This window comes from Marinobacter sp. R17, assembly GCF_003789045.1.
Classification (GTDB): Bacteria; Pseudomonadota; Gammaproteobacteria; order Pseudomonadales; family Oleiphilaceae; genus Marinobacter_A; species Marinobacter_A mangrovi.
The window spans coordinates 57608-75381 of record NZ_RHGZ01000025.1 but is presented as its reverse complement, the minus strand read 5'-3'; the positions used below and the strand labels follow the sequence as shown (position 1 = coordinate 75381).

The 17774-nt window shown below is 62.9% G+C and carries 14 protein-coding genes; 6 read left to right on the top strand and 8 right to left on the bottom strand.

Annotation, left to right across the window (positions count from 1 at the left end; all coding sequences use genetic code 11):
* Positions 1-219: 219 nt before the first annotated feature.
* Positions 220-1302 (bottom strand): fatty acid desaturase family protein, encoded by a 1083-nt coding sequence (locus EB809_RS16440; protein ID WP_123635926.1) that lies wholly within the window; start codon positions 1300-1302, stop codon positions 220-222.
* A 66-nt stretch (positions 1303-1368) separates the two neighbouring features.
* On the bottom strand, positions 1369-2472 hold the full coding sequence (locus tag EB809_RS16435; protein ID WP_123635925.1) for a ferredoxin reductase: 1104 nt from the start codon (positions 2470-2472) through the stop codon (positions 1369-1371).
* A gap of 308 nt (positions 2473-2780) precedes the next feature.
* On the opposite strand from EB809_RS16435, the gene EB809_RS16430 reads away from it, so the two are divergent.
* Together EB809_RS16430 and EB809_RS16425 are read left to right on the top strand one after the other, a co-directional pair.
* Positions 2781-3422, top strand: a complete 642-nt coding sequence (locus EB809_RS16430) for a TetR family transcriptional regulator (protein WP_123635924.1) — start codon at positions 2781-2783, stop codon at positions 3420-3422.
* Positions 3419-3886, top strand: coding sequence for a hypothetical protein (locus EB809_RS16425; protein ID WP_123635923.1), 468 nt, complete (start codon positions 3419-3421; stop codon positions 3884-3886). The genes EB809_RS16430 and EB809_RS16425 overlap by 4 nt, the downstream gene beginning before the upstream one ends.
* Here EB809_RS16425 and EB809_RS16420 read toward each other — a convergent pair.
* The 3 genes from EB809_RS16420 to EB809_RS16410 form a co-directional block, all read right to left on the bottom strand.
* Positions 3869-5338: a WS/DGAT/MGAT family O-acyltransferase gene (locus EB809_RS16420; RefSeq protein ID WP_123635922.1), complete on the bottom strand. Its 1470-nt coding sequence runs from the start codon at positions 5336-5338 to the stop codon at positions 3869-3871. The two genes, EB809_RS16425 and EB809_RS16420, sit on opposite strands and share 18 nt — an antisense overlap.
* Before the next feature lie 439 nt (positions 5339-5777).
* Complete coding sequence (locus tag EB809_RS16415; protein WP_123635921.1) at positions 5778-6368, bottom strand: HD domain-containing protein; 591 nt, start codon at positions 6366-6368, stop codon at positions 5778-5780.
* A gap of 14 nt (positions 6369-6382) precedes the next feature.
* Positions 6383-7153 carry a class II aldolase/adducin family protein gene (locus EB809_RS16410; RefSeq protein ID WP_123635920.1) on the bottom strand — a complete coding sequence of 257 codons (771 nt, stop codon included), beginning with the start codon at positions 7151-7153 and terminating at the stop codon, positions 6383-6385.
* Between the two features lie 148 nt (positions 7154-7301).
* Between EB809_RS16410 and EB809_RS16405 the strand changes: the two genes are divergently transcribed.
* Positions 7302-7994 (top strand): Crp/Fnr family transcriptional regulator, encoded by a 693-nt coding sequence (locus EB809_RS16405; RefSeq protein ID WP_123635919.1) that lies wholly within the window; start codon positions 7302-7304, stop codon positions 7992-7994.
* A gap of 198 nt (positions 7995-8192) precedes the next feature.
* On the top strand, positions 8193-8993 hold the full coding sequence (locus EB809_RS16400; protein ID WP_223808004.1) for a substrate-binding periplasmic protein: 801 nt from the start codon (positions 8193-8195) through the stop codon (positions 8991-8993).
* 9 nt (positions 8994-9002) lie between these two features.
* Here EB809_RS16400 and EB809_RS16395 read toward each other — a convergent pair whose 3' ends face one another.
* A complete protein-coding gene (locus tag EB809_RS16395; RefSeq protein WP_123635918.1) occupies positions 9003-9713 on the bottom strand; it encodes an SIMPL domain-containing protein in 711 nt (236 codons plus the stop codon).
* 286 nt (positions 9714-9999) lie between these two features.
* Between EB809_RS16395 and EB809_RS16390 the strand changes: the two genes are divergently transcribed.
* Both EB809_RS16390 and EB809_RS16385 read left to right on the top strand, forming a co-directional pair.
* Positions 10000-14550: a CHASE domain-containing protein gene (locus EB809_RS16390; RefSeq protein ID WP_123635917.1), complete on the top strand. Its 4551-nt coding sequence runs from the start codon at positions 10000-10002 to the stop codon at positions 14548-14550.
* Between the two features lie 21 nt (positions 14551-14571).
* Positions 14572-15267 carry an aspartate/glutamate racemase family protein gene (locus tag EB809_RS16385; RefSeq protein WP_123635916.1) on the top strand — a complete coding sequence of 232 codons (696 nt, stop codon included), beginning with the start codon at positions 14572-14574 and terminating at the stop codon, positions 15265-15267.
* Here the strand turns inward: EB809_RS16385 and tal are convergent, their stop codons facing one another.
* Both tal and xylB read right to left on the bottom strand, forming a co-directional pair.
* Positions 15268-16221, bottom strand: a complete 954-nt coding sequence (gene tal, locus EB809_RS16380; RefSeq protein WP_123635915.1) for a transaldolase — start codon at positions 16219-16221, stop codon at positions 15268-15270.
* Positions 16222-16273: 52 nt separating this feature from the next.
* Entirely contained in the window at positions 16274-17770 is a 1497-nt protein-coding gene (gene xylB / locus EB809_RS16375) for a xylulokinase (RefSeq protein ID WP_123635914.1), read from the bottom strand.
* Between the last annotated feature and the right edge of the window lie 4 nt (positions 17771-17774).

Here is a 17774-nt window from a genome sequence, read left to right as displayed (position 1 = left end):
GCACCCATCTGCTGGGCCACATCAACCTTAAAACCGCGCGACTGGAGCCCGCATGCCGGTGGCACGCGGGGGAAGAGGTGTAACCCATGTTGCCGGTTCAAAGTGTTACCCATGCTCCGGTTGAACATTACCCCGAGTTAGCGGCATGAGCTCCCCTCGCCCCTGGCGGGCGAGGGGCCGGGGGAGAGGGGGAGAAATGCCCCCGGGGATTCAGGCGAATTAAGCTGCCTGAGCCTCCAGCTTCATCCGCACCCGATCCGGCAGCGAGTAGTGCCCGATCCGCTTGAGCACGGTCCAGTACTGCTTGCCGAAGCTGCCCGTGTTGTACTTCAGCCCGTACTTGTGACAGATCGCTTCCACCCGCGGCGCGATCTCGCGATAGCGGTGGGCCGGGATGTCCGGGAACACGTGATGCTCGATCTGGTGGCTCAGGTGGCCACTCAGGATGTGCACCCACTTGCTGCCGGTGAAGTTACTGGAACCGGTCAACTGACGCAGGTACCAGTGGCCCCGGGATTCGCCTTCGATGGACGCCTCTGTGAACGTCTCCGCATCCTCGGTGAAGTGACCGCAGAAGATCACGGTGGACGACCACAGGTTGCGGATCAGGTTCGCACAGACGTTGCCGGCCAGCACGATGGGGAAGACCGGGAAGGTCAGCAGCGGGAAGAACACGTAATCCTTGAACGCCTGACGGCCGCCCTTGCGGAAGAAGTCTTTCAGGAAGCCCTTCTTGTCCGACAGCTTGATCTCGCGGCGGCGGATCCGCTCGCTTTCCAGTTCGTGCAGACCCACGCCCCACTGGAAAAACACTGTCAGCATGACGTAGTTGATGAACTGCAGCAGGTGCAGCGGGTGCCACTTCTCGTCGTCGCTCAGGCGCAGTACCGCGTAGCCGTAGTCCCGGTCCTTGCCGATGACGTTGGTGTAGGTGTGGTGCTCGTAGTTGTGGGTCTGGCGCCAGGAATCGCCGGTGCAGACCGTGTCCCACTCGTAGGTCTGCGAGTGCAGGGACGGGTCGTTCATCCAGTCGTACTGGCCGTGCATCACGTTGTGGCCGATTTCCATGTTCTCGATGATCTTGGCAAGGCCCAGCGAGGCCACCCCGGCGACGAACACCGGCGGAATGAAACCGAACGGCATCATCACCCGGCCGCCGACTTCCAGCGTCCGGTGCAGGCGGATGATGCGACGGATATAGCGCGCATCGCGCTCGCCCAGGTCGGCCCGGACTTCATCGCGGATGGCGTCCAGGTCTTTCGCCAGTTCGTCCAACTGTTGTTGCGTCAGTTGCTGTGTCATGTCTCTCTCCTCAGGCCGGCTGTCTGCCGGCCATCTCATCTGTTCAGGGGGCTGTGCGGGTAATGGTCAAAGGTCCACGGTGACCGGACCCTGGGGCACGGAGATGCACAGCTGGATGGTTTCCTCGCCGGGGCCGGAGGCCTTGCCGGTGAGGCGATTGACGACGGTGCCCTCCGTCTTGCGGCAGCTGCACTGATGGCAGATGCCCATGCGACAGCCGAAGGCCGGTTTCAGGTCGGCAGCCTCGGCGATCTCCAGCAGCGGCGCGTCGCCTTCGGCGTCGACGGTCTTGTCGCTGCGGCCGAAGGTGACGGCGCCCCCCAGCGGAGTGTCCGCCGGGACGGCAGACGGCGCGCTGAAGAAGGTGGTCTGGATCTGGTTGTCCTTGATGCCGAATGAATGCAGCAGTTCACCGGCCAGATCCATCAGGCCTTTCGGGCCGCACAGGTACACCTGGCGGGCACGCAGGCCCGGCACGGTGTCCAGGTGGCTTTCGTTCAGGAAGGCGGTTTTGCCTTCCTCTTCCGTGCGGTAGACGTGCAGGGTCAACGCCGGCCAGCGGGCCGCCAGGGCGTACAGGATCTCTGCGCCGATCACGTCCGCCTGGGTCCGCACGTAGTAGAGCAGGGTGACTGGTGCTCGGAAGTCCCGGTCGGCCAGGGTCATCAGGTGACTCAGCACCGGCGTGATGCCGCTACCGCCGGCGATGTAGAGCAGCGGGACGTCCGCTTCCGGCAACTCGAAATCACCGAACGCCTGGCTGATGCCGACGATGGTGCCGGGCGTCAGGTGATCGTGCATCCAGTTGGTCATGCGGCCACCCGGGTGGCGTTTCACCGTCAGGGTGATCGTGCCGTCGGTGTCCCACTGACGCGGCGCGCTGGCGACCGTGAATGTCCGGTGATGCCGCACGCCGTCCGCTTCCAGGATGATGTTGATGTGCTGGCCGGCCCGGAAGCCTTTCCAGCGGGGCGACGGCCGCAGACGAAAGCTGCGGGTGTCGGCCGTTTCGTCGGTCACTTCCAGCAGGCGGGCCGGCACGAAGCCGCGTACCCACATGGGATTGAGGACGGCCAGCAGCGGGTCGAAAAAGGCGCCGGGATCCTCGCGGTTAAACAGTTGCTTGCCGAGCCAGCGCAGGGATGCGTGTGTGTTTCGTGTCGACAGCATGATGTGTTTCTCCTCACCGATGTATGGTGGTGTGTACAAGTGTTCACAAGATGTGAACGACTGTACACATTGATGATTCCGGGTGTCAACGGGGAATGGGGTCCGTGCGGGCGCAGCCGGTATGGCGCCCGATGCCTTGTGGTAAGCGGCCTCAGGGCCGTACCGCGGTGGGTGCGATCGGTGGGTGATTGGCGTTTGGCCCGTAATGACAGCCTTTATTTCCGCAGGCCTGGCGATTTGTGTACACTCGTTGTCCATTGCGGGCCGAGAACGGTCCGGCAGTCAGGCCCGTAGTCAGGACGCACACGATGACCCAGCGACAGCGACGCAAACCCGGCGAAACCCGGGACAAACTGATGGAGGCGGCCCTCACCCTGGTGGGCAAGGGTCGGCACTTCGCCAGTCTCGGTATCCGCGAAGTGACCCGCCAGGCTGGCGTGGTACCCACATCGTTCTATCGCCACTTCCGCAATATGGACGATCTGGGTTTGCAGTTGGTGGACCAGTTGGGTTTGGTGCTGCGCCGCATGATGCGCGAGGCGCGGGGCAACGTGCTGCAGGCGGACAAGCTGATCGAGGAGTCGGTGACCATCTTCATCAGCCACGTGGAAGCCAACCGCAGCTTCTTCTTTTTCATGGCCCAGGGGTTGGCCGGAGAAAGCCGCGCCGTACAGGATGCCATCCGCAGCGAGATGCGCTTCTTCGCCAGCGAACTGGCCAACGACCTGCGCCGCATGCGCCTGGCGGAGCATCTGAGTGACGGCGATCTGGAGCTGACCTGCGATCTGGTGGTACGCACGGTCGCCTTCACCCTGACCGACCTGCTCAACGTAGCGCCGGACGACGACTACCAGATCGACCAGATCCGCCAGCGCACCGCCCGCTTTCTGCAGCTGATTTTTGTGGGTGCCGCGCATTGGAACAGTCGTACACAGGCAGGCAACTCATGACCGGTCACTGGAAGCGTTTTCTCGGCACCCTCGTGGCGTTGGCTACCGCGGCCTTGTGGCTGACGTTCTATCAACCGGACCCGGAATACGGTCAGAAGCAGCGGCTGGCCGATTTCTCGTCGTTGCTCGGCACCCTGTCCCGCAGTTGGGACCGATCAGCCGTCGATCCCATCCTGGCGCCTGCTGTGAAAGGCGCGGGCCCTTCGTCGGCTACCCTGACAACGGCGCAGTCACTGGGCCGCTTTGTGGGTTGTGAACGTCTGGCGCTGGGGGATTTCGGTGACGATGCCCTGAGCCAGTCACCGCTCAACCGGTTGAAGACGGACACGGTCTACCAGGGCAACGGGCGCTGCGCCTTCGAACATGGCCGGGCGGATGTCCTGGTGGGCTATGTGAAAGGACAGGACCAGCCGCAACTGGTCCTGTTGGAGGTGGATAACGTGCGGTTATTTGACCGTCGTTGACGTGCGCTTGCGTCGGGGGCTGGCCGTCTTGCGCTTCGGCCGGGTCTTCGGCTCGGCCTTGGCCAGCAGGATCAGTTCCAGCTCCTCCAGCGCTTCCCCGGTATAGACGGCCAGTCGCTGCATGCTTGGCAGCGTATCCCGACACCCCGTATACCCGAAGTTCAGTGACCCGGCATAACTCAGGCAAGTGATGTTGAGTGCCCCGCCGTGGGCGATCAGCGAAACCGGGTACATGGCCTCCAGCTTGGCGCCCTCGTAATAGAGCGGCTTCTCCGGCCCCGGCACGTTGGAAATGGTCACGTTGAACGCCGGCCGCATCCGCCCGCCCAGCCCCGTCATCAGTTGCAGGATGTAGGGCGACATCAGCAGCATGGTGTACTGGTTCAGCGCACTGCGCGGCAGGCTCTGCAAGTGGGCCTTGGCGCTGGCGGTGGACGCCTGGATGGCAGCCAGCCGGTCTTTCGGGTCCGCCTCGTTGGTGGCCAGGCTGGCGATCATGAAGCTGATGGCGGTGCCGGTGCCCTCGTCGTCCGCGGGGCGGATGTTGACCGGAATCCCGGCGGTCAGCGGTGTATCCGGCAGTTCATCCTGTTCCAGCAGGAACCGGCGCATGGCCGTGCCGCACAGGTAGAGCACGATGTCGTTGAGCGACGCGTCCGCCTTTTTGGCCAAGGCCTTGAGGCGATCCAGTTCGTAATGCTGGGTGGCGAACCGGCGCTGACCGGTGACCCGGCGATTGAGGATCGAGCTGGGGCCCACGAACGGCGGGGTCAACTTGTCCTCGGGATGCCGGGCGGAATGGACCAGACGGGAGAGGGCGCTGACCAGCTTGGGCGCGCTGTCCACCTGGATCTTCAGGGCTTCCAGCGCTTCGTTGAAGGCCCAGTTCAGTGTGGCGGCCTTGTCGCCGGTCTGCTTGCGCCCGCGCTGCGGCTTGACCGACCAGGGCGCCAGCATATTGGTCTCGTTGGGATCGGTGGACAGGATGCGCTGCATCAGTCGCACCCCACTGATACCGTCGATCATCGAGTGGTGCATCTTGGTGTAGAGCCCGAAGCGGTTGTTCTCCAGGCCCTCGATGATGTGGCACTCCCACAGCGGCCGGGAGAAATCCAGCGGGTGCGAATGCAGGCGCGAGACCAGTACCCCCAGTTCCCGTTCGCTGCCGGGCTTGGGCAGGGCGGAGTGGCGCACGTGATAATCCAGGTCGATCCCCTTGTCGACCTTCCAGGCGGGCGCGACCAAGCGCCCCAGTTTGCCCGGGTAGGCCAGCTTGTAGTTCCACGGGGGCGCAACTTCGCAGTCGGTTTTCATGCGCGCGACCATGTCCCGCAGGAAGGTCTCCGGCGCGCCTTCCGGCAGCGAGAAAATCTGTAAGGTGCCCACATGCATGGGCGTGTCCTCAGACTCGACGGCGAGCCATGAGGCATCCAGTGTGCTCAGGCGTTTCATAGTGTCCGTTCTTTCCTTGTCCGTGCGTGTTTTGAGTTGTGCAGATCTGTCGAAACTGCATCTTTTTATAGGGTTTGCGCGAGTATATACGAGGTGGAAATCGAACACAGTCGCCCCAGTGACGGAGGTCGTTGTCGATCACAGATTGATGGGGCAAAAAAAGGCCCGGTGAATCCTGTGATCCTGTTCATAGGGTGGGAAGCAGGATCGACTCACCGGGCACCAGGTTGGAGACGCAACTCAAAACACTTCAGAAAAGCCTGAGAGAGGCGGGACTCTGATTCCGCCCTCTTCATTAACTTACACACTAACGCAGGATGTTCCGTTCATCACGTTAAAATCCGGTAAATGGACGACCTGTAAGGTATTGAAAAGGCGGCGTTAATTCGGGTAAGGGGAAACCGAAATAAAAGGGCGCCAAAGTGGCGCCCTATGGGAATTACTCAGCCATCGCTTTCTTGTAGAGCGATTTGCGGGGCCTGGCCATCACCCGGCGCAGCATCGGTTCGAAGTAGGACAGCGGCAGGGTCTCCGCCTCCGGATCGAACGCCGGCGAGTCGTACTTGCTGACGAACTCGAGCGTGTGCTTGTAATACGGGTGATCCTTGAAATTCTCCCGCAGGTTGGGATCGAGCCCCAGGTATTCGAAGAAATAGTAGCCCTGGAAGATCGCGTGGTGCTTGACCATCCAGTGATTCTCCTCGCTCACGAACGGCTCCAGCAGCACCGCCGCCACATCGGCGTGGTTGTAGGTGCCCAGGGTGTCGCCAATGTCGTGCAACAGGGCGCACACCACGTATTCCTCGTCCTTGCCGTCCCGATGGGCCCGGGTGGCGGTCTGCAGGCAGTGGGTCATCCGGTCCACCTTGAAGCCGCCGAAGTCACCCTCCAGCAGCTTCAGGTGATCCATGATCCGATCCGGCAGGGACTTGGCGAAATCCCCGAACGAGGCGGCGATGGTCTGCCAGTCCTCGGCGGTACCGTCCTTCATGTGGGTGAACTGGGCGCGATTGTCGGTTGCTGTGCTCATAGAAACCTCCGGGCTCAGTCGCGGTAGCTGGGATCGAGACGATCAAGCTTGCGCAGCAGGCCGGGCCAGGCCAACTGGCCGCCCATGCCTTTGGTCACCTGCGCCGCCTGCTGCTTGATGGTGTCGACGATGCCCGCGGGGATCGGCGTCAATTCGCGGTTGCCCGCCAGCGCATTGATCTGTACCTCGCAGGCCCGTTGCAGGATGAACATGCCCAGGAACGCATCGGCAATGGAGCTGCCCACCGTGAGCAGGCCGTGGTTACGCAGGATCATGAAGTTGGACTCGCCCAGGTCCGCCTGCAGCCGGGCTTTTTCATCCTCGCGCAGGGCCACGCCCTCGTAGTCGTGGTAGGCCAGGCTGGCCAGCGGGAACAAACTCTGCTGCGACAGCGGCAGCAGGCCGTCCTTCTGGGCGGACACCGCGACACCCGCTGTGGTGTGGGTATGCATCACGCAGGCCGCATCCTCGCGCACTGCATGGATGGCGCTGTGGATGGTGAAGCCGGCGGGATTGATGTCGAAATCGCCGGGATCCAGCTTGTTGGCGTCCTGATCGACTCGCACCAGGCTGGAGGCGGTGATCTCCTCGAACATCATGCCGTAGGGGTTGATCAGGAAGTGATGTTCGTCGCCGGGAATGCGGGCTGAGATGTGGGTAAAGATCAGGTCATCCCAGCCGTGCAGGGCAATCAGCCGGTAGGCGGCCGCCAGGTCGACGCGCAGCTGCCATTCCTCGGCGCTGACGTTGTCCTTCTTGGATTTGAATGCCAGGGGTGCGGACATCGTGGGCCTCTCTCGTTGTTGGACTTGTTGTGGATCAGTCCTGAGAGTGTAGGCCGGCGCAGGCGGGCAAGACTGTCAATGGATTTACATTGTCCGATGCTGCGTCCGGATTGTCCGCGATATTGGGGGATTGGTTTACACTGTGCCGATGACCGACCTCTTCCACGTTATTCGCCATTGCCCCATCTTCTCCGGTTTTCCGGACGAGGCGATTGCCGAGGCCGCCCGGCACGCCCACATCCGCCGTTTCGAGGTGGACGAGCTGATTTACGAAAAAGGCTCGCTGCAGTCCGGCATCTGTGTGATCGCCGAAGGCGGGGTGCGGATCTGCTCCGTCAACGCCGAAGGCCGTGAGGCGGTGCTGATGATTTTCGATCATGGCACCTGGTTCGGCGATACCGTGTTTTCCCCGGACACGCCCCGCGTCTATGGCGCTCGCGCCCATGAGCGCGCGGTGATTGTCGTTCTGCCGGGTGAGGTCTTCCGTGACCTGATGCGCCGCTACCCGCAGAGTTATCCGGTGGTGCTGGACCTGCTCAGCCAGCGTCTGTGGGCCACCATGTCGCTGATCGAGGACGACGCACTGCGAGGCATCCCGGCCCGGGTGGGGCGCCGCCTGCTGTTCCTGGCCCAGATGCACAACGGCGGCCGCATCGCCGGCGATCCGGTCAGCTTCCGTCTGACCCGCGAGCACCTGGCCAGCATGATGGGGATGACCCGCCAGGGCGTGCATAAAGTTCTCAAGACCTTCGAGGCGGAAGGCCTGATTGCCTTCAGTTATGGCCGGGTGACCGTCAACGATCCGCTGGCCCTGGAGCGGCACGTGGCCACCTGCGATTGAGCCACCTCAAATTCTGTAACCAAGCGAAACAGGCTGCCCCTTCCAATCCCCCGCGAAAACCGCAATGATCTGCTACTGACAAAAACGACCAGTCGGGTTGGCCAAAACGATCAGGCGGGTCGGTAAGTCGAGCCGGATTGGCGGTGCCACAGGGCCGCGATCCCAACAAATCGATCCTTTGCTCAAGAGGACACTGTCATGGCGATTCCCACCGGCTTCGGTCGTGCCGGATTCGCAGCAGGCAAGATCCGCCTCGGTCTGGCGCTGCTGATGTTCTGCCTGTCTGCCGCGCCCACCGTGCGGGCTGACGACACGCGCTTCCATATCTTCACCGAGAATTACCCGCCCTATAACGTTTCCAAAACCGGCAAGAACTTCGCCCACAAGCGAGAAGACATTGGCGGTATCTGTCCGGAAATGGTTGAGGCCCTGATGGCCAATACCCCCTACAAATACGAAATGAAAATGCGGGACTGGAGCTTCGCCTACCGCTGGGTCAAGGAGCACAAGAACCACGCCCTGTTCTGCACTGCCCGCACCGACGAGCGGGAGGATCAGTTCCAGTGGGTCGGACCGCTGGCGTCGATTCGCTGGACTCTGTTCGCCGCCCCGGATTCCGATATCCAGCTGAATTCCCTGGAGGACGCCAAGGGCCTGAAGATCGCCGGCTACAAGGGCGATGTGATGACCGATTACCTGCTCAGCAAGGGCTATGATGTCACCACGACGGTCACCGACGAGCAGAACCCCAGGCGACTGGTGCTGGGGCAGGTGGATCTCTGGGTGACCGACGGGCTGGTTGGCCCCATGGTGGCCAAGGAGAATGGCGATATCACCGGACTGCGACCGGTCCTGGTCTTCCGTGAGACACCGATGTACCTGGCAGTGAGCAACAAGACCGACCCTGCTGTGGTGGCGAAGCTACAGGCCGGCCTCGACAAGGCCCGCAAGGACGGCACCATCGCGGCGATCAAGAAACACTACGGTATCGGTAACTGATCGCCGGACTTACTTGAGATAGTACTCCAGGGTGGAGACAACCCGGACCGTCTTCACCGGTTGCTGCTCTTCGGTTATGCCCGGCGCCGGGTCACGGGGCAAGATCTGGAACACGCCCTGGTTGGCCCGGCGCATCCCGCCCACATCCGCACCCGCATCCTTGGCGAACTGCTGGGCCGCCTCCCGCGCCGAGGCGGTGGCTTCGGCAATCATCGCCGGCTTGATGTCGTTGAGCCCGTTAAACAGGTACGTGGGGCCGCCGGCACCATAGTCACTGGACAGCACCACGCCGGAATCCACCAGATCGCTGACCGCCTGCGCGGCCTGTTGCACCTTGTCGATGTCCTGCGAGCGCACCATCAGCGTCTGGTTGATGATAAAGCGCTTGCCGGTGTTGTTGTTCTGGTAGGGATTGGCCTGGGTATCGGTGACGTCCAGGCGCTGCAATTCCACCGCACCGGCATCGATGGCCTGCAGCTTGAGAAAGGCCTGGATGCTTTCCCGGCTCTTGCGGGCCTGCTCCTGGGCTTCCTCCAACGTGTTACCGGTCGCGACGAAGCGTAGAGGCCAGAGCGCCACGTCGGCCTGGACCTGACGTTCCGCCACGCCCTTGACGGTGACGAAGCGATCCCCGGTACGCAGGTCCCTGAGTCCGTTGGCTCCGATCCACGCGGCGACGATCAATCCGATGGCGATGATGATGCTGGTAAGAACTCTCACGTGGGGCTCCTCCTTGAGTGGACTGCTCCCATGGTACCAGGCGGATCCTGGGCCGGATGGGGTCTGGGCTTGCACGTTGTCATGATGCCACGCCTTTGAATGGTGTGGTTAGTCCCGGCTCGAAGCTCGTCGTCTTCAGCGACAGCGTCTATGATAAAGGCAAGATCCGTTTTCAGGACTCACCCCGGGGCGTCTGTCTCAGGACGGACACAGCCTTCTGGTCATCAATTGGCCCCTCTGTAGAGAGACCGCGTAGTAACAGGGAAGGCGAAACAGGAGCGCAAGGATGCTGAGTAGTCTGCTGGAAGGCGATGAGGACATTGCTTCGCCCGCCAGGCGTTGGCTGGCCGGGGCTATTCTGGCGGCCATCTACGTGTTGGTCGCCTATTTCAGCCTGAAGCTGGCGTTTGCCGCAACCAACGTCTCTCCCATCTGGCCACCCACCGGCATCGCCGTCTCCGCGCTGTTACTGGGCGGTCTGCGCCTATGGCCGGCGATCACGGTCGGCGCCTTTATCGTGAATCTGATCAGCTTTCCCTCGGGCATGGACGATCTGGCGGTCACCCTGCCGGCGTCGCTGGCCATTGCGGTTGGCAACACTCTGGAAGCACTGACGGCGGCCTATATCATTCGTCGGCTGGCCGGTGGCCGCCGTTCGTTCGACCGGGTCCTGCATGTGTTCCGCTTTGTCGGCATTGCGGTGCTCGCCTGTGTGATCAGTGCCGGGGTGGGCGTCACGACCCTGATGGTCAGCGGCTATGTCTCGCCCGAGGCGTTTGCAACGACGCTGGGCATCTGGTGGTTGGGCGACACCGTCGGCCTACTGGTGATTGTGCCGCTGGTGATCTCGCTGCTGCGGATCCACGGCGAGCCCGCAGGAGAAGGGGCTTGGGGTGTCGCCATCGGGCTGGTGTTGGCTTACAGCGTGATCAGCCTGCTGGTGTTCTGGCCGGATGTGGACGTGGCGAACATCCAGCAACTGCTGGTCTTTCTCTACATCCCCTGCCTGGGGCTCTCGGCGTATTATTTCGGCCTGCGGGGCGTGGCCACCCTCAGCGCGGCTATTGCCGCCATTGCCGTGCCGGCGACCCTGTCCGGCATGGGACCTTTCAATTTCCAGACAGTTCACGCCTCGCTCGTTGCGCTTGACTGCTTTCTGCTGCTGTGGGTCGTTACCGGGCTGATCCTGTCCGCGGACCTGACCGAGCGGGGCCACGGTCAAAGCCGCTTCCTGAGGGATTTCATTCCGCCATGGCTGGCGTTGATGGCGGCATTGGCACTGACGGTTCTGGCCTGGCGGGTGACCACCCTCAATGTTGAGCAGGAGGCGAGCCAACGGTTCGAGAGCCTTTCCAGTGAAATCAGCATGCGTCTAAAGGATCGCGTGCGGGATTATCAGCAAGTCCTGCGAGGTGCGGCCGGTCTCTTCTACGGCTCGGAATATGTGAGCGCTGACGACTGGCGGCGCTATGTGCGGGAATTGAAGATTAACGACGATTACCCGGGGATACAGGGCGTCGGCTACGCCGCCTATCTCACGGGAATGCAGGAAAAGGAGGCGTTCGAGTCCCGGATCCGCAGTCAGGGCTATGAGCAGTTTGCCGTCAAACCGGAAGGCATTCGGACGATCTATGTCCCGGTGACTTACCTGGAGCCCTATGACTGGCGCAATCAGCGCGCCCACGGCTACGACATGTTCTCCGAAGGCAACCGCCGCTGGGCCATGATTCGTGCCCGCGATAGGGGCGATGTGGCCCTGAGCCACCGTATTACGCTGGTGCAGGAAACCAGCGTTGGGGTTCAGGCCGGCTTCCTGATGTATGTTCCGGTTTACGACACCAATGACACCCCATCGACGATAGCGGCCAGGCGGGCTCACATCCAGGGTTACACCTACAGCCCGTTTCGTATGAACGACCTGATCGAGGGGATTCTGGGCGATGGCTTTTCCACCGTGGCCCTGGAGATTTTCGACGGTAAAAGCTCCGAGCCGGACGGCCTGCTGTACCGGGATGCTCAGCTCAATACATTGGCCCGACCGGGGGAAGCGCGGACCCGGGTCTCCCTTTTGCCGGTCGCTGATCTGCAATGGACATTGCGGGTTACCGCCCTGCCGGCTTTTGCCCGCGCCATCGATTTCCAGAAAGCCCACATCGTGCTGGTGGGGGGGATCCTGATCAGTCTTTTGCTGTTTTCCTTCATTCGGGCGCTGGCCCTGACCCGGACCAAGGCGATTCGGCTGGCCCGTGAAATGACCGATGCCCTGCGGGCGTCTGAGGGCCGCTTTACGACGCTGGCGGAAAGCGCCAACGAAGCCATCTTCATGGTGGATGGGCAGGGCAGCATCCAGTCCTGGAATCGTGCTGCGACGGTGATCTTCGGCTACACCCCGAAAGAGGTGCTGGGACGGCGCTGGCTGATGCTGTTGCCGCACGAAGAGCGCCAGGACCGGGTGTCGGAAATCAGTAACCTGGCGGCCTACACCAATGCCCGCCTGGCGGAGCACGATATCCGGTTGCAATGCCGTCGCCGGGATGGTGAGACGTTCCCGGTGGAGCTGTCCCTTTCGAAGTGGGAGTCCGGTGGCGAAACGTTTTTCGGCATTATCCTTCGCGACGTCACCGAGCAGCGGCTGGCGGAAAAGCGCCTGAACGAGGCCCGTCAGGTGGCGGAAGCGGCCAGTCGCGCCAAGACCGAGTTCGTGGCCAACATGAGTCACGAGATCCGAACCCCCATGAACGCCATGCTGGGCATGACGCAGATCCTGTCCCGCACGCCGCTGAGCGCGGACCAGCGGCGATACGTGGACATGGTGCAGGCAGCCGGACGATCCCTGTTGGCGATACTCAACGACATCCTTGATTTCTCCAAGATCGAAGCGGGCAAGATGGAGCTGACCCACGACGCCCTGAATCTGGATGACCTGACCAGCAGCCTGGCGTCGATCATGTCGCTGGACGCTTCCGGCAAGCATCTCGAGCTGGCGATCGGCATCGAGCCGGACGTGCCCCGGGAACTGATCGGCGACGAGTTGCGCATTCGCCAGGTGCTGATCAACCTGCTGAGCAACGCCATCAAGTTCACCGAGGCCGGGGAAGTTTCCCTGCTGGTGCGTCTGGTCGAGCGCGAAGACCAGGCCGGGGTGTTTGAGTTCGTCGTGCGTGACACCGGGATTGGCATCTCACCATCCCAGTTGCAGAAGCTGTTCCGTGCTTTCACACAGGCGGATTCATCGACCACCCGCCGCTTTGGCGGTACCGGCCTCGGGCTGACCATATCCAACAAGCTGGTGTACCTGATGGGGGGCGAAATCCGCGTCAACAGCGAGCTGGGCAAGGGCAGTGAGTTTATCGTTTCGCTGCCGCTGAGCATTGCCGGTTTTGGGATTGATCAGGAAGGCATACGCAGGCTGGGGCGTATGCAGGTAATGCTGGTCGACGACAACGACACCTCGCGGGACTACTTGCACAAGACGTTGCAGGGCTGGAAATGGAGCGTGGACAGCCTGGCCCGCCCGCACCTGTTGGAGCAGCGGCTGGATCAGGCCGTGTCCTACGACCTGTTCCTGATCGATTACGACATGCCCGGGTTGAACGGGATGGAACTGGCGCGCTCGATTCGCCGCCTGAAGCGATATGACAGTGCGACCGTCATTCTGCTGGCGGGCGCATTTGAGCAGGAAACCGTCATGGCCTCACCGGACATTGAATTGGTGGATGCGGTTCTGCTCAAACCGGTTACCAGCTCCCAGCTGTACGATCGGCTCAACGAGTTGATGGCCGCCAAGAACGGTGGAATGTCGCCGTCGCTGCCGGAAAACAGCAAGCTGGCGGGCCGCCTGGCAGGAGCCCATATTCTCCTGGTGGAGGACAACCCGTTGAACCAGACCGTGGCCGCCGGTTTCCTGGAGTTTGCCGGTGCCAAGGTGTCGATAGCCCCCAACGGCCAGGCTGCCGTGGACGCCATCGCAGAACCGAACCACCCGTACGACCTGGTGCTGATGGACGTGCAGATGCCGATCATGGACGGCATTGCAGCCACCCGTCTTATACGCAGCGAGCTGAAGGCCAAACTGCCGGTGCTGGCCATGTCGGCGGGCGTTCTGGACAGTGAGCGGACGGAATGCAGCCAGGCCGGTATGAACGGCTTTATTGGTAAGCCGGTGGACGAGGTGGAGCTGATCACCACCATCGCGGAGCATCTGGGCATCGGCAGCGAGCGCCCGGTTCGGCTGACAGCGGACGGCGAGCCGATCCAGCCGGAGCCCCCCTGGGTGGACTTCAGCAGCCTGGACGCCCTCGTGCAGGCCCATCCGGAAGCGGGCCGATCGCTGATGGGTGTGGTGGCCGGCATTGTCGAGCGGGGTATGGCGCCGATGGACGAAGCCCATGACTTGTGGGCTGCAGGCGATGGCACCGAAGCAGCTCGGCGCCTGCACACACTGCGTGGTTCACTGGGCACCATCGGCGCCCGGGCGTTCGCCGACGACGCACATGAGCTGGAACAGGCGTTGCGGTCGATGCCGGATGCCGATTTTCTTGGCGATCAGTGGGCATCACTGGCGGCGGGTTATCAGCGGGTGCTCGATGCCGTGCAGGACTGGCTGGAAGCGCATGACGGCGACAGCGCCGCCGACGACAAACCTGAATTGGATGACGCCGCGCTGGCGGAATTGCGTGAGCTGTTGGCACAGAATAACCTGAGGGCGCAGGCGTTGTTCCTGCAGTATCGAGATGCCCTGGCGGAGCTGTTGTCGCCGTCCAGTATGGCCGAAGCGGAACAGGCGATGCGGCAGTTGGACTTCGAATGGGTGAAATCGGTCCTGGATGATCTGTAAGCGTGTTGGCGCGGAGGTGGTATGAAAACCATAGGTTTGTTGGGCGGTATGAGCTGGGAATCCACGGTCAGCTATTACCGGGCGCTCAATGAAGGAATAAAGGCCCGGCTGGGCGGACTGCATTCCGCGAAGATCTGCCTGCACAGTGTTGATTTCTCCGAGATCGAGCCGCTCCAGCGTAGTGGCGATTGGGACGAAACCGCACGCCTGCTTTCCGCGGCGGCTCGTTCTGTGGAAGCCGCGGGCGCCGACTTCCTGCTGATCGGCACCAACACCATGCACAAGGTGGCGCCGCAGATCGAAGCGGCGATCTCCATTCCGCTGTTGCACATCGCCGATGCCACCGCCGAGCGCCTGCAGGACGACGGCATTGCCCGGGTCGGCCTGATCGGTACCCGATACACCATGGAGCAGGATTTCTACAAAGGCCGCATGGCCGAGCGGTTCGACCTCGACGTGCGGGTGCCGAACGCGGACGAGCAGGCGGTCATCCATCGGGTGATCTTCGAGGAACTGTGCCAGGGCATCATCCGGGACGACTCCCGGGATGCCTTCCTGACGATTATCCAGCGACTCTACGAGGCCGGCGCCGAGGCCGTGATCCTCGGCTGCACCGAAATCGCGCTGCTGGTGGGGCCGGAGGACACCGGCGTGCCACTTTACGACACCACCCGGATCCATGCCGAACAGGCGGTTGAACGCGCCCTGGCGGGTTGATCAGCCCGCCAAGTGTTCGGCGATCTGCCGTTCCAGCTCGTCCTGATCCGCCGCAAACCGCCGGATACCTTCGGCCAGCTTGTCCGTTGCCATGGGGTCTTCGTTATGGCCCCAGCGGAAGTCGGACTCGGTCATGAGAGCCGGGCGCTGGCCGCTGCTTTTGCCATCGTGAATCTGCCGGGACACCTCGCCGTCACCGGCGGCCAGCTCCTCCAGCAGCGCCGGGGAGATGGTCAGTCGGTTGCAGCCGGCCAGTGCCAGCACCTGCCCGGTATTACGGAAGCTGGCGCCCATCACCACGGTTTCGAAGCCGCCGTTTTCCACCCGCTCGCATACGCCACGCACAAAGCGCACACCGGGATCGGTGTCCGGCGTGTAGTCCCGGCCGGTCTGCTGCTTGTACCAGTCGGTGACGCGGCCCACGAATGGCGACACCAGGAACACGCCGGCGTCGAAGCAGGCCTGGGCCTGGGCGTCGGAAAACAGCAGCGTGAGGTTGCACTGGATGCCGTCCCGCTCCAGGCGTTCGGCGGCGCGGATCCCTTCCCAGGTGGACGCCAGCTTGATCAACACCCGCTCCGGGCCGATCCCGTGCCGGTCGTAGTTGGCAATCAGGTCGTGGGCCTTGCGGATGCTGGCCTCGGTATCGAACGACAGTCGCGCCGGCACTTCAGTGGAGACCCGTCCCGGAATCATGCCGGCGATTTCCGTGCCGATGGTGACCGACAGCCGGTCCACGGCTTTTTCGACCCGCGCTTGCGGGTCGCTGATCTCGGCCTTCAGCTTTGCCAGCGTGGCGTCGATCAGATGTTGCTGGCTGTCCAGTCCGAAGGCCTTGAGGATCAGCGACGGATTGGTGGTGGCGTCGTGGGGCTGGTACCGGCGAATCGCTTCCAGATCGCCGGTATCGGCCACGATCAGGGAATGGCGTTTCAGGGCATCGAGTTGAGTCATGGTCCTCCTCCTGTGAATGATGAGTGAGGCGCGCGACCCGCGGCGGGAAGCCTCAGGCCGTCACGCCGTAACGTTCTTCCAGGGCCGTACGATAGCGGCGGTAGACCGTCTCGTAGGCGGTCCGGCTCTGTGTTTCGGGCCGGGTCAGCGTGCTGTCGTCCAGGCTGACCAGTTGGTCGCACAGTTGTGCCAGGGTGGGACCGTTGCCTTCGGCCTGGCCATGGCACCAGGCCGCCTGGATGGCCGCGCCCAGCGCCGCTGCCTCGTTGATGCGTGGGCAGATGACCTCGGCGCCCAAGACATCGGCGACGATCTGGCGCCACACCGGTGAACGGGCGCCGCCGCCGATCAACCGGATCTGGCTGGCGCCCTGGGCCAGGTCGCCCAGATGCTCCAGGCCGTAGCGCAGGCCGAAGGTGGCGCCTTCCACCACCGCCCGGCACAGGTTGGCCTGGGTGGTGTTCAGGTTGTCCAGGCCGATAAAGCTGGCGGTGGCGTGGGGCAGCATGGGGACGCGTTCGCCGTTGAAGAAAGGCAGTACCGTCACACCCTCGGCGCCGATGGGCGCCTGCGCCATGCGATCGCCGAACGCCGTCAGGTCCAGCCCGAACAGCTGGCGGACCAGGGTGGTGGCGGACGTGACATTCATGGTGCAGGCCAGTGGCAGCCAGCCGTCGCTGCTGGCGCAGAAGTTGGCTACCATGGCGCTGTCGCTGACCACCGGATCGGATGAATAGGCGTAGACGGTCCCGGACGTGCCCAGGCTGACGGTCACCAGGCCGGGCTGGATATTGCCGGTGCCGATGGCGCCCATCATATTGTCGCCACCGCCGCTGGCAACGAGTACGTTTTCTGCCAGACCCAACCGTTGCGCCATCTCGGGGGTGACGGTACCCGCCGGTTCCCGGGAATCGATCAACCGCGGCAGCACACGGGCGGGGTCCAGTTCCGGCGCGATGAGATTGAACACGTCCTCGCGCCATTGCCGGGTCCGGGTATCGAAGTAGCCGGTGCCGGACGCGTCGCCGGCTTCCGCCACCTTGTCGCCGGTCAGGCGGAAGTTGAGATAGTCGTGAGGCAGCAGGATGCTGTCGATCCGCTGGTAGGCCTCCGGATGGATTTCCCGCAGCCAGGCGAGCTTGGAGGCGGTATAGCCGGTCTGCAGTACCAGCCCGAGTCGTTCGATGCAGCCGTCCTCGCCACCCAGTTGTTCCACCAGTTGGCTGTTGTGGCGGGCGGTTTCGGTATCGCACCAGAGCTTGGCCGGGTGCACCGGCTGGCCGTCCCGATCCAGGGCCACCAGCCCGTGCTGCTGGCCGGAAATGCCAATGGCGCGGATCGCCTTAGGGTCGATGCCGGCCTGCGCGATCGCGTCACCCAGGGCCTCTATAAAGGCGGTCATCCAGGCCTCCGGGTCCTGCTCGCGACGGCCGTTGGCGCCTTCGATCAGCTCATGCGGGCGGCTGCCTTCGCCGAGAATGCGGCCGTATTCCGGGTCGACCACCACCACTTTGGTGCTCTGGGTGCCACAGTCTGCGCCTACGTACATGAGA